This window comes from Streptomyces sp. NPDC027189, assembly GCF_055566975.1.
The window spans coordinates 26,565-39,528 of sequence record NZ_JBVHRI010000048.1; the positions used below are offsets into that span (position 1 = coordinate 26,565).

Sequence of the window (12,964 nt, forward strand, 5' to 3'; positions counted from 1 at the left end):
CGCGTCCCGATGGGACTGACGTTGATCAGCGGGTTGGGAAGGAAGTCAGAGCAAGATCCCACTGGTCAGCTGCGTCAAGCAGTGCAGCTGTATCCACCTGGATCTCCACGGAGTACTGGTAGATGTCCGCCCTGTCATCACCCTGCCGCCATGGGGGTGCCGCTTCCAGGGACAAGTGAAGGCGAATCACCGCCCCAGCCTCGCTTCGGTCGGCGAGGCTGAAGGCCAGGACCGGCTCGTTGAACCACGTGTCCGGGGACGAATAGCCTTCGGTATCAGGTTGGGTCACAGACACCGTCCCCGCGGCCACCGCGCGCAACCAAGCAGCGACCTGGCGGGCTTCGTGGGTCAGCAGAGATGGATCGGTAAAGGACCAACTGCCCTCGGCAGTCGTCACCGTACCACCGATGACCAGCCAGTTGTCGTCGTAACGGTTGCCCTGAACTGTGGCGAACTGATAGCGCAGCGGGCGAAGCTCGACACTGCTTGCATGGTCACTCAACAGCACTGCCGCAGGATGTCACGGGCCCTCCGGCGGTGAACGGCGTGGGTCAAGATCAGGGCGACGCTGGGACAAGTGGCGGCCGGGTCGTCAGAGGGCGCCGGGCGGCCAAGCCACTGCAGCCACGGATGGCAGCCAACTAAAAGGCGTAAGCACTCCTCTGCTGATCGTGGCGGGTCAGTCTTCGGGGTGCTGTCGCGCGCTGCGGATGATGTGGGACCAGGTGCCTGCGGTGCCGCCGTGCTCGTGGGCCAGCTGGCCGGCGAGTTGGGCCGCGGGAGTTTTGGGGTTTGCCTTGATCGCGGTGCGGGCCTGGTCCAGGCGGGGATCGCCGTCGTAGGGGTAGCGGCGTTCCGTGTTGGTCGTTCCGGTTGGGCGGCCGCCTCCACGTTCACGGCGCTCGGCGTAGGTCCAGATGTCGCCGCGCCGGTATTTTCGCTTGACGAAGCCTTTGTCCGTCGTCGTCTCCTCGGCTGGTGCCGGCCAGTGCTTCGGCGGCCTGACCGGGTATTTCGTGATGCTGGTTGGTTCCATGCCCAGGACGCGGGCGGCTTCGGACAGCGAGATCAGGTCCTCGGCATTTCCGCTGAGGTCGACGTTCGTGCGCCACTGCTGGCTGGTTTTGTAGCCCTCGTACCAGGTGTCCCAGGTCTTCGGGTTCCAGTACATGGTGTTGCCGATGGTCTTCTCCGGCTCGGGGTGCCGGTTGGATTTCCTGTCCCGCCACAGCAGTTGGAGGGTGCTCAGGCCCAGGCCCGTACGGTCGTGGAGGTCCGCGCGGCTCTCCAGCTCCGCGACATCGGTGTGGCGCTCGTACCACTGGTGCCAGTCGGCGGCGTCCCAGACCAGCGCGCGGTTGATGGTGCCTGCGGCCTCGGGATGGCCGTTGGCCTCGCGCTCCCGATACAGCCTCTCCAGGTGGGTGATGCTGAGCTCGTAGGTGTCGGCGATTTCCTTGCGGGTCAGTACGGGACGTTGGTCCAGCGTGGCCATGGGGGTGTCCTTTGTGGTCTGCGAGTCTCGCGGCAGGGCCTCACGCGTCATGGTCGGCTTGCTCCTCGCGGCGGTCGTCGTGGTCGGCAGGCTGCAGCAGGAGCACCACGCCGGTCTCGGTGAGCGCGGACTGCACGACACCTGGTCGTGCCGATCATGACGGGGTACCGCAAAGCAGTCCTCCGTGATCAATAAGGCGGCCTGCTGTGCCACCGCCAGGGCGGAATTCGGTCAAAGCTTCGTTCATCCAATGGCGTTGAGCGCATTGTCGTGTTTGTGCTCTGGTGCTTTGCCGCGGTGGCCGTGAAGATGCCCGCCTGATCGGTGCACCGGGGGGCGGTATGGGGCTGGGGCGGGGGCTGCGTGTTCGGGAACGTGGTGCGGAGGGGATGGCCCAGTGGCCGGCAGTGCCGGTTCAGGCCGGGGCCACAGGCCTCACCAGCAGCTCCTCCGGTGAGGTGGATCCGACGTCGTCGGAGGTGACCCGGCTGCTGTGCCAGACCGTCTACTCACGCCCTGACCAGGTGAAAGCCGTCACAACGTGGTGGCGCAAGATCCGCGGCAAGAACAACAAGGCGAGCAAACCCCGGCGCAGTGTCCGCAGGCGTATCTATCTGGAGGGCAGCGACGACTGCCCGCCTCTGGGTGAGCCCATGGCAGGGTGGGTGGTGGATCATGTCCTGCACGGGCCGCCGTTGCCCGTGCCGTCGTACGGCTTCGATCTCGTGCCCGTGGTCGCGCACAGTCTGCGCAGCAGACGACGGCAGTGGCTGCGGCGGGTGCTGGTAGTGCTCTGGGCCGCTGCTGTGGCGTACGCGATTCCGCGTGCTGCCGTCGTGTGGGGCGTGATTGTCCTGCTGGCGCTGGTGATGCGATGGGCGGCGCTGCGGGCGGTCCGCAGAGGAAAGAAGTCGCGGCTGGCACCGTCGCCCCGTGCCGCGTATGTCGTGCTGTGCGTGCCGCTGCTTCTCGCCATGGTGCCGTATGAGCCCATCCGCAGCGAAGTGGTCCCCTTGCGGCTGGGCTTGCTCGTGCTTCCGCTCGTGCTGCTGGCCGGAGCGGGACTTGTCTCCATGGGCGACCGACTGGCCGCGCGGGCGGCACTGGCGGAGATCGCCGGGGAGGGTGTCGCGGCCGACCGTCTGCCGTGGGTGGCGGCGAAGGCTGGGCGCCGGATGGCTCAGATCAGCGCGGAGCAGAAGCGGCAGGAGCTGCCCTACAACAATCCGGAGAGGTTCGTCGGGGCCGGGCGCGAGGTGTGGGGCGTCGCGGACATCGGTATTCCGCTCAAGCCAAGGGATCCGCAGGAGTCGGTGAGATCCTTCGGTGAAGACGAGCTCCTGCGGCGGATGGGAACCGCTCTCAAGGAGCTGGGGCGCGGCGCACGGGAGATCACCGATCCGCTGCCCGGCTTCTCGGTCACGCAGGTCAAGGGGCTGCCGTCCGCGCTGTGGCTGCGGCGCACCCGTGCCGCGAAGCTGGAGTTGCCCGACCTGCGAGGCCGAGGCCGCCGCTCGCCGTCCAGCGTCCCCGACCGGCTGTACCTGCGCGCTCAGTGCGTCAGCTGGGACGGCCAGGTCGTGGTGAGCGTGTTCGTGCACGCCGCGCTGGAGGCCGGCGAGCTGCGCCTGACCCTGCGACCGCACGTGATGACGCCCCTGTACAACGAGTTGAGAGTGACCGACGCGCCCCTCGCCAAGCGCGGGCTCCGGCTCCTCGGCTGGACGGCGGTACAGGCGATGCTGGACGCAGCCGAAGGCCCGCTCTCCTTGTGGCAGTTCGTGACCCGCCTCGGGCGGGGCCAGCAAAGGGACGACGACTCTGCGGAGGAGAAGGATCCGCTCAGCCTGCGGGACCGGTACTCCATCGAGGAAGTCACCGACATGCACCAGAGCGACGATGCCAAACGGCACGTGGTGCTGATGCAGACATGCATCTTCCGGGCCGTCGCGGAGTACCTCGTCGAACTCGGTGTCGACACTGCCCAGTTCGATGAGCAGGTAGCCATGGTCATCACCAACATCCAGGTCTACGGCGACAACAACGCGCCCATCCAGAACGTCGCCGGCAGCGGTATCAGCAACGTCGGCCAGAACAACAGCGCCCAGGGGGGAACGAAATGATGGTCGGGGGACGACGCCGCCACGAGGACGAGCACGGACATGGCTCGGGCATCAGCATCGGCGGCAACAACATCGCTCCATTGCAGAACGTGGTGGGACACAACATCTCGCACGTTCACCAGTCCGCTACCGCCGCAACCACCCCCGTAGACCTCGACACCGTGCGCGATCTCCTCGCCACCTTCCGCACCGAGGTGGACCGCAGCGCGGGAGACCTGCGCAACGCGCAAGTACTGCAAGCCATAGCGGACTCCATCGACACCTCGCTCACCACGCCGGACGCACAAGCACAAGGCACCCTGCGCGGAGCCGTGCAAGCACTGCCAGCCCTCGTGGCCGGCACCGTCGTGCAACAGGGCGGCGAAGCGCTCGCCCACGCCCTCGCAGGATGGCTGGGCTGAGGAGAAGCCCAGGTCGGTCAGATCTGGGCGGGGGCACGATCGGGGCCTCCGGCCCGGGCCAGGTGTCCCCGTCATACGCGCCGGCGAAGTCGCCGACAGTCCGGACATTATCGCGCCGCATCCTGCGACTCAGCGTTCGAGCGAGAGGGAGCTCTTCGTCGTGCCAGGGTCAGTGCAGGGCGTCGATGGCCTTCACGATCAGGGCGCGGGCGTTGGCGCCGTGCACGGCCATGCCGTGCAGCCGTTCAAACGCGTCCGCGTAGACCGCGATCTCGCTGGGCTGGGTGACGGTCACGCGCGCTGCGAGGAGCTCCACCGACACGAGCGTGTCGTCGTACATGTGGAACGTCTCCACGGGCCACATGGGCCGTGCCGGGGCCGACATGGGGATCACGCCGAGTGATACGGCTGGCAGTGCGCCCGCGGTCAGCAGATAGCCGAGTTGGGCGGCCATCGCTTCGGCGTCGGCGACCTGGTGGTGCAGCGCAGCCTCCTCCACCACGAGGAGAAAGCGGCGTCCTGGTTCGTGGAGGATCCGGGAGCGGTCCAGGCGCGCGGCTACGGCCTCCGTCACGTCGTTGGGGATGTCGCGGAACTCCGTGATGAGGGACAGCAGCCCCATCGCGTACCCCTCGGTCTGAAGCAGGCCCGGCACGAGAGTGGGCGAGTAGACGCGGAAGAGCCGGGTTGACTTGAACAGGGGCACGTAGCTCTTCTGCAGCTGCTTGAGTCCGGTGCGCAGCCTACGGCGCCACTCCACGTACATGGACTCGGCGTTGTGGGACTGGGCGATGATGTCCGGCGCCTGGTCGGCTGCCTCGCACGCCTCGCACCAGCGGCGGATGTCATCAGCCGACGGGGGCGTGCGAGCGCCTTCGATCCGGTAGGTCTTCGGGTGACTCCAGCCGCAGCGTGCGGCCAGCTCAGGCCCCGTGATCCCTGCATCGGCACGGAGCTCCCGCAGGCGTTGCGCGACTGCTTCGCGGGCAGCCTGGGCCGAGGAGGACGGAGAGAGGGGCATGAGCTGGCCTGGTCACCTTCGTGCTAGCTGATCTTGTAGTTCTCGTGGGGGATCGCGCGCGCCCACACCATCTCAAAGGCGTCGGCACACAGCTTCGCCGCGGCCGGATCGTCGCTGGTCTCCCCGCCCGCCGAGGCCCCGTCGCCGGTGAAATGGTTCCAGCGGATGAGGCGATCATCGATCAGCCAGAAGTCATTGCCGGGCAGCGCAATGTCAGATGCTCGGCGGCGTGGCAGCCAGCACACTTGCTCGCCCGCAGCGACGTTGGTGAACGTGCCCGAGTGCTCGAAGCGGATGTATTCGCTGACCGGTTCGGAGACGATGCGGGCGCGGCGCACCACGACTCCGCGGGCCACCGTCTCCGCGATGAGATCGAGCCATGGCCGCCACCAGGAAGCGCGGTCTGCCGGGTCGTGGCGGAAGCCGGCCCGCCACTCGGCGAACGGGCCTTTCTCGTAGTCGACGGCGTAGGAGTCGCGCATCTCCAGGTGGACGGCTGAGTGCGTTGCTGACGAGAGAAGCTCAGCGAATGTCGGGACGTTCAAGGGCATCGCATGCCTCCCTGATCATGGGCATCATCCGGGCCGGAATTCGGATCACTGCCTCGTGGTCCGGGATCCCCTTGGCGTGGCCGGGGACCTCGAACTCTGCACACGCCGCCTCAAGTTGCAGGCTCGGCTTCCAACCTTGGAGCACGAGCTCTTCCTTCTCCTGGTCAATCCAGACGGTGGGGCTTTCGCCATCTCCGGTGTTGGGGTCGATCCCGATGAACTGTAGGTCCACGGCCGCCTCCGGCGCTCGTCGTGTTCAGGGATGTACACCACCATCCTGTGCAAGAGATAACAGGTCAAGGGCCAAACCAATCGCGTGTACATCGATGCACATTGCTGGCACTGCCGCACATCGCGCTCCTAGCGTCGTGACCAGCAACAGCCCACTCATCTGCCCATGCACACGCCGCGGACTGCCTGGGCAGGCCCACGCCAGCGAAGGAACGCGGATGAAGACGACCATGAGCCCACCCGTCACGCTCGCCATGCCCATCGACGAGCCCCCGCCGGCGCGCGGCTGTGGTGTCTGTACGGCGCTGGCCCAACAGCGGGCCGACGCCGTCGCGGCCGGGGACCCCTCTCGTGCGACGGACTGCAACGTCGAGATCCGCAACCACCCCCACCCCAAGCGCCACGGAGGCAGGTCGTGAGCGGCGCCCGGTGGGAGTGGCGCGACTCGGGGAGTGCCTCCGGCCACATGCAGCAGGTCGCCAGCAGCGGCACGTACAACCGCATCCAGACCGCGTATCGCGCCTACATCGACCACGCCACCACGTGCGCCGACTGCCGGCATGGAGAGGTCCGGTGCGCCAGGGCGGAGGACCTGTGGGACGCGTACCGCGCTGCGCGGTCGTAGACCCCCGCCCGTCCCCGTACCCCGTGAGCTCTGGGGGCGGGCGGGACCAGGTCCCGGCCGGACCGGAACCCCGGCCGGGGCCGCTCATGCTCAGACCTCCTTGGCCTCAGCGACGCCGCTGTTGCAGACGCCGCATCGCCAGTACCCGCTGACACGCGCCCGGCAAGCCCATGGGGCCACCGCCGCCTATGCGGTCGTGAACTGGGCACGGCGGATCCCCCGCATTCCCTGAGCCGCTTTCCACGCACACCTCGCCCGGATCGCTCCGGGCCCTGCGTCCGGCTCGGCCGCTCTCCTCCCACGGGGCAGGGCGGCCGGGCGCCGTGGCACCACCCGACAGAAGGGCAGGATCGTGACGATCACTCCCGAGGCACCCGCAACACCCACGCGTCCGACATTCCTTGAGCTGGAGATCACCAGCCGCTGTCAGCTCACCTGCTCCTCGCACTGCTACGCCCAGGCCGGACCGACCAAGGGCCACGGCACGATGACCGCCCAGGACTGGCGACGTGTCATCGACGAGGCTGCCGGACTCGGTGTAAAGACTGTGCAGTTCATCGGCGGCGAGCCGACGATGCACCCCGACTTCACCGAGCTGGTCGCGCACGCCCTGGCGGCCGGGCTGGGCGTGCAGGTGTTCAGCAACCTGTACCGAGTGCGGCGAGAGAACTGGGAGCTCTTCGCGCACCCGAAGGTGAGCCTCGGGACGTCGTACTACTCCGACGACCCGGCGGAGCACGACGAGATCACCGGCCGGAAGGGATCCCACGACTCCACCCGGGCGAACATCGCCGAAGCGGTGCGCCGCGGCATCCCCGTCAAGGTCGGCATCATCCAGATGCGCGACAGCCAGCGCACCGAAGAGGCCCGCACCGAGATGGAAGCCCTCGGCGTCAAGCAAGTGCACGTGGACCGGGTGCGTGCCGTGGGCAACGCGGCGAGGACGGCGGCCCTGCCGTCTACATCGGAGCTGTGCGGGCGCTGCGCGGAAGGGAAGGCGGCGATTCTGCCGGACGGCACCGTCGCCCCATGCGTGCTGGGCCGTTTCCTCCCCGCCGGCGACGTGAAGACGGCCGGACTCGCGGCCGTGCTCGCCGGACAGCAGTGGGCGCAGGTCGCTGCCAGTATCCCGCGCCGGTACCGGGACGGATGCACGCCCGACGAAGACTCCTGCATGCCGTCCCCCAGCAAGGTGACGGCCTGCAACCCTGATCAGGATGGGTCGGACTGTAGTCCGGCCGAGACCCCGGCCTGCGAACCGGCATACGAGTAGGAGGCCTCCATGGACTGGCAGACGCACGCCCGGCGCCTGGCCGCCGACGTGGTGCGGCCCGAGTCGCGTTGGTACGAACCGCTCGCCACCACACCCCGGCACACGTTCGTGCCCCGCTGGTGGACGCACGGTTCGCAGGCGTGGGAACTGCACGACGGTGCGGCCGACCCCGAGGCATGGATGCAGGCCGCCTACGCGAACCGGACACTCGTGACTCGTGTCGGCCCGGTCCACGCCGACCACGCCGAGCCCGGCACGATCCTCGCGACCGGCACCCCGACGTCGTCATCGACGCTGCCGGGCCTGGTGGTCACCATGTACCGGCACGCGATGATCACCGACGACTCACGCGTGTTGGTGACGACCGGCACCGGCTACGGCACCGCGCTGCTGTGCCGACGGCTCGGCGACGAGCGGGTCACGACCGTGGACGTGGATGCGCACCTGGTCAAGGTCGCGGGTGAACGGCTCGACTCCATCGGGCTGCACCCGCACACGGCCGTCTGCGACATCACCGGCGACTTGCCGGGGCACTACGACCGCATCGTGTCCACCGTGTCCGTACGGCCCATCCCCGGCTCCTGGCTGGCCGCGCTGCAGGCCGGCGGCCGACTCGTCACCACACTCGCCGGAACCGGCCTAATCGTCACCGCAGACAAGACCGAGGACGGCGGAGCCATCGGCCGAATCGAGCCCGACCCGGCGGGGTTCATGCGCACCCGGCACAGCGACGACTACGACGACCGGCCAACGGACCAGTTGTGGGAGGCAGCACGGCACGCCGACGGCGACACCGTCACGACCAGCCGCTACCCGCTGCTGTACGTACCGGATTCGTGGGAGGTGATGTCGGCCCTCGAACTCACCATCCCCGGCATCAGCCACCGCACCAGCACCGATGGAGATACGCGCACCGTGTGGTTGCTCCACCCCGACGGTTCGTGGGCCCGCGCGACCGCGACCGGATTCCTGGACTCCCCCACGGTGCACCAGGGCGGACCACAGCACCTGTGGGACGAGCTCGAACGCATCCGCCATCGGCTCAACAGGGAAGGGGGCTTGCCGGTGTACGGAGCGCGCGTGCACGTCGACCCGGACGGCACCATGCACCTCACACGCGGCAGCTGGTCGGCAACCATCACGGCCTGACCGCCCAGGCGCCGAACACCGAGGCGTACCAGGTCAGTCGTCAACTGATCACACATCCCCTAGACCCGCCGGTCCGCGCCCCCGTAGCGGATCAGCGGTGTGCCCCGTCCCTGGCCTATCCCCCTCCCCTAGGCCGGAACGGGGCACTGCCATGTCGACGGCCGCCCGGCCCTCGTGTCGTGCGGCCGTGATCGACACCAAGGCGTGGCGCTCGAAGTGGTCGACGGTCACGCTCGAGAGCGCACCCTCCGCTATGGCGGCTACGCGCAGACCCGCGCTCTGGACACTGTCATCTGGGAAGCACAGCAGGCCGCCCAAGCCCTCGGCTGCGAGGTTCGCCCGGTCATCGCCGTGCACGGCGCCAAGATTCCCGCACCCGCGGCCACCTCGAAACCAGGGGCGTCACCATCGTCGAAGCCAAGCGTTTGCCCGGCCTGCTGCAAAACCTCCACCCCCAGCCCGAATGGACCACCGACCGCATCACCACCATCGAGCAACGCGCCGAGCAACAACTCCCTCCGCACACTCAATGAAGAGCCCCCGAGCGCTCCCGTTCAGCCGCTGTGCTGGAAGCGCACTGGTTCGCTGAGCACCTCGCGGGCGCTCTCGGAGTCGGCCAGGCGGGCCGCGACTGTGGCGACAGCGAGGCGTTCCGGGAGCGCGGCGGAGAATTTCAGGCCGCGCACGGCGCGACGGTCCACGTCGGGCAGGACGAGGTTGTCGCTGACGTTCTCGCGGGCGGTGCGGCCGGGCCGGAAGCCCGCCCGACCGGACGGTGCGTCAGACCATGGCGAGCCGGTCCACCAGCAGCTCCACCCTCCGCTCGGCGTCCCCCGGCGGCAGCCGTCCCGCCCGGGTCAGGGTCGCCAGCCCGTGCAGGGCCGCCCAGAACACCTCGGTGAACAGCGCCGGGTGGACGCCGTCCCCGGCGACCTCGCCGAGGCTCTCCAGCAGGGCGGCGAAGGCGTCCTTCAAAGGCTCCGGGGTGTCCTCCTTCGCGAACGCCAGGCCGCCGTCGAGCTGGAACATTGCGTCGTAGACCGCCGGGTTGCGTTCGGCGAAGTCGAGGTAGGCGCGGGCGAGGGTGGTGACCCGGGCGCGCGGGCCGTCCGCGGCGGAGGCCGCGGCCCGCAGCGACGCGGCCATCTCGGCGGCGCCCTCGAGGGCGACGGCGCCGATGATCTCGCGCTTGCCGCGGAAGTGGCTGTAGAGGACGGGCTGGCTGTACTCGATGCGCTCGGCGAGCAGGCGGGTGGTGACCGCGTCCCAGCCCTGCTGCTCGGCGAGTTCGCGGGCCGTCGCCACGATGAGGCGTTCGCGGCCGGCCCGTTCGCGCTCCTTGCGTTCCTGTACCGACATGATTCGATCCTAGCACCGCTAGACATTCGAGCGGCAGTAGTACTAGCGTTGCCTCACCATCTAGCAACGCTAGATCCCAGGAGGGGTCATCATGCTCAACGCACTTGAGGTCTTCACCACCGTGGCCGTCGGCGTGATGGTGGGGGTGGAGTTCTCCGTTGCCTTCTTCGTCAACCCGATCCTCGACGGCCTCCCTGGCGACAACGGCCTGCGCGGCCGCACCCACGGGGCCCGGCTGCTCGGCGCCGTGATGCCGTTCTGGTACATCGGATCGCTCGTCCTCAGCGCAGTCTGGGCCATCGCCGGATGGCACCACCACGGCGTCGGCCTCGTCGTCACCGCCGCCGCGCTGCTGATCCTTAGCGTGGTCATGTCGATCCTGCTGCTCGTCCCGATCAACAACCGGGTCAAGACGTGGACCACCGACGGCCTGCCTGCCGACTGGAAGCAGCAGATGAACCGCTGGGACCGCTTCCACTACGTCCGCGTCGCCGTCATCATCGCCGCCTTCGCCCTGCTGGTCGCCGCCCTCGCCTGAGCCCGCGGGCCGAGACCGCGCAGGTGGCGCGCACTCCCCTACTCCGCGGGCGGTAACGGGCCACCGAAATCCCGCTCCCTCCGTCGAACGCGCCAGCTGGTCTTCGACCTGATGAGCACTCCCGACGGGGTGACTCACGTGTACTGAAAGACGTTGGAACTGTTCAGCCACTACGACCTCGGAGGCAAGCAGCCGCTCGTCGGCCGCACCGCCCCCGACTTCCGCTTCGAGGACGGCACCCGCCTGGGCAACCTCAAGACCATGTTCAGCGAGGACGGGCTGAAGCAGACGCTTGCCTTCTTCAACAGCGGCCCGAGCGACCAGTAGACACCGCGCTCGCCCTTGGAACTCAGCATCGGTACATAGGATTTGGCCTCGCCCTTGAGACGAGAACCGCTTGGCCACGGTGAGACGGATCAAGGAACGAGAAGGTAACGGGCATCCAGGAATGCAGCTGCCGCTGAGATCCCACACCAGCCTATGGGCGGCGTCGGGGCCCGGCATGCGCAGCTGCCTGACGTAGTCGACTGTCCACCAATCAATGGGGGCAGATGCGCCTGCCATACGGGGTGGGGCCAGAATCACCGCCATGTCAGATACCTTCTGGGTCGCCCTCGGCTCGATCGGCGGCACGTTGGCCTTCGGTGGCGTCGTGTGGCAGGGATACCTCACGCGGGCATCACTGAAGGTCAGCCAGCTCATGACCGCCGACGCGATCCGCAGCCGACTCGACTCCCAGGCCCCCGGAGTCACCCTCAAGCTCAGTCCTCCGCCGTGGGAGCCGCTGGCGGGGAACAACACCGGGATGCCGTGCAATACATGGCCGCAGGGCCAGACCTGGCACTTCCCTGCGGAACAAGAGGGCGCCAACCGTCTCGTGCTGCAGCAGGTACTGGTGCTGGAGAACCTCAGCGACCGGCGAGTGGAGGCCCGCTTCAACGGCGACCTGGTCGTGGCCGATGAGAACGGGCGGCCCAGCGCCGCCGGCGTCATCGTCTTGGAGCCGGGCGAGAAGAGTCCGGAGGTCTACCTGCAGCGCGACTTCACCATCAAGGAGCTCTCGGAGAACTTCACGGCGAAGAAGGACGACCAGGAGCTGCCACACAAGGTGCTCGGCACGGTGATGGTGGCGGACGACCGCGACAACGGGAGCACGGATCGCTGGGACCTGGTGCTGACGGGCTGTCCGGTCCAGCCGGTTCCCGACCGTGAGGGCCTGTGGATGATTGCGCCGTGGCACCTAACCGAGGGCTCGGGGCTGCGCACCCTGGACTACAGTCTGCTGCCGCCGCGTCAGCGCATCCACTGGGTCTCGCGCGCCAGGGGGGTCAAGCTCCCGGCTCCGGACGGCGCATAGCGACGCCGTGCGGCCTGTCCCAGCTGCGGAGCGAGTCGGCGGGAACGGCTCGGGAACCGTTCTCCCGGATCCTGCGTGACCTCTTGACGTGTTGTCGGCTGGTGGTGAGGGGACCGAATGAGAGCGCGGACGATGGTGAGCGTGGCGGTATCGGCCTGTGTGGCGCTGGTGGCGTGCGCGTGCGGTCCGGACAAAGCGAAGGAGGACACGGACGCGAAGCCTTCGCAGCCGTCCGCGTCCACGCGGGCCGAAGAGCCGTCGGCCACGCCGTCCGTGTCCGCTCGGACCGAGAAGCCGTCGGCCGAGCCGACCGGCGACCAGCCCGCGCCCAGGACGAAGGAGGGCGCGATCCAGCGGTACGAGCAGTACCTCCACGCCCTGGGCCGTGAGGACATCGACACGGTCTGCGAAGTGGCCAGGCCCGCCGCGAAGAAGGCACAGGACCAGGGGCTCGGCCCGTGCACGTCGACGTACGCCGCCGTGTTCCAGATGATCTCGCCCGCGCAGAAGAAGGCCCTGAAAACCGCGACGGTCGACCCACAGCGCATCGCCGTGCGCACGCCCGACAAGATCGAGATGCCGGTCGAAGCTGTCAGGGCCTCCGCCACCTTCTCCGAGAGCGACCTCGGCAGCTACACCCTGGAGTACCTCAAGAACGATTGGTACATCACCGACTGAACCCGACGTGTCGTACGCGAAGCCGCCCAGTACCACGTTTGAGTGGGGTCCTCTGCCAGTACCGGGGTACCGATTCCCAATCGGGCTTGTCAACCCGAAGTTCCCGTGACGTCAGGTGGTGTCTTCGACAAGTCCGAAGCCCTCCGGGAAGCCTTCCAGGAAT

The 12,964-nt window shown here is 68.2% G+C and carries 16 protein-coding genes and 1 pseudogene; 10 read left to right on the top strand and 7 right to left on the bottom strand.

The features are described from left to right. Nucleotides 1-25: 25 nt before the first annotated feature. Nucleotides 26-508: a WapI family immunity protein gene (locus ACZ4RZ_RS48045; protein WP_399094930.1), complete on the bottom strand. Its 483-nt coding sequence runs from the start codon at nt 506-508 to the stop codon at nt 26-28. 171 nt (nt 509-679) lie between these two features. Next, nucleotides 680-1,546 (bottom strand): hypothetical protein, encoded by an 867-nt coding sequence (locus ACZ4RZ_RS48050; protein ID WP_467753946.1) that lies wholly within the window; start codon nt 1,544-1,546, stop codon nt 680-682. 338 nt (nt 1,547-1,884) lie between these two features. Between ACZ4RZ_RS48050 and ACZ4RZ_RS48055 the strand changes: the two genes are divergently transcribed. Both ACZ4RZ_RS48055 and ACZ4RZ_RS48060 read left to right on the top strand, forming a co-directional pair. Beyond that, nucleotides 1,885-3,618, top strand: coding sequence for a hypothetical protein (locus ACZ4RZ_RS48055; RefSeq protein ID WP_467753947.1), 1,734 nt, complete (start codon nt 1,885-1,887; stop codon nt 3,616-3,618). Then, nucleotides 3,615-4,019: a hypothetical protein gene (locus ACZ4RZ_RS48060; protein ID WP_467753948.1), complete on the top strand. Its 405-nt coding sequence runs from the start codon at nt 3,615-3,617 to the stop codon at nt 4,017-4,019. Before ACZ4RZ_RS48055 ends, ACZ4RZ_RS48060 begins: the two co-directional genes overlap by 4 nt. A gap of 169 nt (nt 4,020-4,188) precedes the next feature. Here the strand turns inward: ACZ4RZ_RS48060 and ACZ4RZ_RS48065 are convergent, their stop codons facing one another. Genes ACZ4RZ_RS48065 through ACZ4RZ_RS48075 form a run of 3 tightly spaced genes read right to left on the bottom strand, consistent with a single transcriptional unit; the run spans nt 4,189 to nt 5,823 of the window. Continuing rightward, nucleotides 4,189-5,040 carry a helix-turn-helix domain-containing protein gene (locus ACZ4RZ_RS48065; protein ID WP_467753950.1) on the bottom strand — a complete coding sequence of 284 codons (852 nt, stop codon included), beginning with the start codon at nt 5,038-5,040 and terminating at the stop codon, nt 4,189-4,191. A gap of 23 nt (nt 5,041-5,063) precedes the next feature. After that, nucleotides 5,064-5,591 (bottom strand): DUF6879 family protein, encoded by a 528-nt coding sequence (locus ACZ4RZ_RS48070; RefSeq protein ID WP_467753952.1) that lies wholly within the window; start codon nt 5,589-5,591, stop codon nt 5,064-5,066. Next, nucleotides 5,563-5,823 carry a hypothetical protein gene (locus ACZ4RZ_RS48075; RefSeq protein WP_467753953.1) on the bottom strand — a complete coding sequence of 87 codons (261 nt, stop codon included), beginning with the start codon at nt 5,821-5,823 and terminating at the stop codon, nt 5,563-5,565. The genes ACZ4RZ_RS48070 and ACZ4RZ_RS48075 overlap by 29 nt, the downstream gene beginning before the upstream one ends. Before the next feature lie 217 nt (nt 5,824-6,040). Here ACZ4RZ_RS48075 and ACZ4RZ_RS48080 point away from each other — a divergent pair, with 217 nt between their 5' ends. The 4 genes from ACZ4RZ_RS48080 (at nt 6,041) to ACZ4RZ_RS48095 (ending at nt 8,869) form a co-directional block, all read left to right on the top strand. Further along, nucleotides 6,041-6,241 carry a hypothetical protein gene (locus tag ACZ4RZ_RS48080; RefSeq protein WP_467753954.1) on the top strand — a complete coding sequence of 67 codons (201 nt, stop codon included), beginning with the start codon at nt 6,041-6,043 and terminating at the stop codon, nt 6,239-6,241. Further along, the gene (locus tag ACZ4RZ_RS48085; protein ID WP_467753955.1) at nt 6,238-6,447 is read left to right on the top strand and encodes a hypothetical protein; all 210 of its coding nucleotides are present in this window, start codon (nt 6,238-6,240) and stop codon (nt 6,445-6,447) included. The genes ACZ4RZ_RS48080 and ACZ4RZ_RS48085 overlap by 4 nt, the downstream gene beginning before the upstream one ends. A gap of 352 nt (nt 6,448-6,799) precedes the next feature. Then, on the top strand, nt 6,800-7,720 hold the full coding sequence (locus ACZ4RZ_RS48090) for a radical SAM/SPASM domain-containing protein (RefSeq protein WP_467753956.1): 921 nt from the start codon (nt 6,800-6,802) through the stop codon (nt 7,718-7,720). 9 nt (nt 7,721-7,729) lie between these two features. Next, complete coding sequence (locus tag ACZ4RZ_RS48095; protein WP_467753957.1) at nt 7,730-8,869, top strand: methyltransferase domain-containing protein; 1,140 nt, start codon at nt 7,730-7,732, stop codon at nt 8,867-8,869. 554 nt (nt 8,870-9,423) lie between these two features. Here ACZ4RZ_RS48095 and ACZ4RZ_RS48100 read toward each other — a convergent pair. Continuing rightward, nucleotides 9,424-9,615 (bottom strand): annotated as a pseudogene (locus ACZ4RZ_RS48100) (hypothetical protein); the annotation flags it as partial. A gap of 34 nt (nt 9,616-9,649) precedes the next feature. Beyond that, nucleotides 9,650-10,228, bottom strand: coding sequence for a TetR/AcrR family transcriptional regulator (locus ACZ4RZ_RS48105; RefSeq protein WP_467753958.1), 579 nt, complete (start codon nt 10,226-10,228; stop codon nt 9,650-9,652). A 91-nt stretch (nt 10,229-10,319) separates the two neighbouring features. Here ACZ4RZ_RS48105 and ACZ4RZ_RS48110 point away from each other — a divergent pair, with 91 nt between their 5' ends. The 4 genes from ACZ4RZ_RS48110 (at nt 10,320) to ACZ4RZ_RS48125 (ending at nt 12,801) form a co-directional block, all read left to right on the top strand. Then, complete coding sequence (locus tag ACZ4RZ_RS48110) at nt 10,320-10,766, top strand: anthrone oxygenase family protein (protein WP_467753959.1); 447 nt, start codon at nt 10,320-10,322, stop codon at nt 10,764-10,766. 153 nt (nt 10,767-10,919) lie between these two features. Continuing rightward, nucleotides 10,920-11,093 (top strand): hypothetical protein, encoded by a 174-nt coding sequence (locus ACZ4RZ_RS48115; protein ID WP_467753960.1) that lies wholly within the window; start codon nt 10,920-10,922, stop codon nt 11,091-11,093. 262 nt (nt 11,094-11,355) lie between these two features. Further along, nucleotides 11,356-12,123 carry a hypothetical protein gene (locus tag ACZ4RZ_RS48120; RefSeq protein ID WP_467753961.1) on the top strand — a complete coding sequence of 256 codons (768 nt, stop codon included), beginning with the start codon at nt 11,356-11,358 and terminating at the stop codon, nt 12,121-12,123. Between the two features lie 117 nt (nt 12,124-12,240). Continuing rightward, complete coding sequence (locus tag ACZ4RZ_RS48125) at nt 12,241-12,801, top strand: hypothetical protein (RefSeq protein WP_214929533.1); 561 nt, start codon at nt 12,241-12,243, stop codon at nt 12,799-12,801. The last annotated feature ends 163 nt before the right edge of the window (nt 12,802-12,964 follow it).

Coding starts and splice junctions, on each gene's coding strand:
- ACZ4RZ_RS48080 (WP_467753954.1), top strand. CDS start 6,041: ATGAAGACGACCATGAGCCCACCCGTCACGCTCGCCATGCCCATCGAC.
- ACZ4RZ_RS48050 (WP_467753946.1), bottom strand. CDS start 1,546: ATGACGCGTGAGGCCCTGCCGCGAGACTCGCAGACCACAAAGGACACC.
- ACZ4RZ_RS48120 (WP_467753961.1), top strand. CDS start 11,356: ATGTCAGATACCTTCTGGGTCGCCCTCGGCTCGATCGGCGGCACGTTG.
- ACZ4RZ_RS48105 (WP_467753958.1), bottom strand. CDS start 10,228: ATGTCGGTACAGGAACGCAAGGAGCGCGAACGGGCCGGCCGCGAACGC.
- ACZ4RZ_RS48065 (WP_467753950.1), bottom strand. CDS start 5,040: ATGCCCCTCTCTCCGTCCTCCTCGGCCCAGGCTGCCCGCGAAGCAGTC.
- ACZ4RZ_RS48125 (WP_214929533.1), top strand. CDS start 12,241: ATGAGAGCGCGGACGATGGTGAGCGTGGCGGTATCGGCCTGTGTGGCG.
- ACZ4RZ_RS48060 (WP_467753948.1), top strand. CDS start 3,615: ATGATGGTCGGGGGACGACGCCGCCACGAGGACGAGCACGGACATGGC.
- ACZ4RZ_RS48070 (WP_467753952.1), bottom strand. CDS start 5,591: ATGCCCTTGAACGTCCCGACATTCGCTGAGCTTCTCTCGTCAGCAACG.
- ACZ4RZ_RS48095 (WP_467753957.1), top strand. CDS start 7,730: ATGGACTGGCAGACGCACGCCCGGCGCCTGGCCGCCGACGTGGTGCGG.
- ACZ4RZ_RS48055 (WP_467753947.1), top strand. CDS start 1,885: ATGGCCCAGTGGCCGGCAGTGCCGGTTCAGGCCGGGGCCACAGGCCTC.
- ACZ4RZ_RS48110 (WP_467753959.1), top strand. CDS start 10,320: ATGCTCAACGCACTTGAGGTCTTCACCACCGTGGCCGTCGGCGTGATG.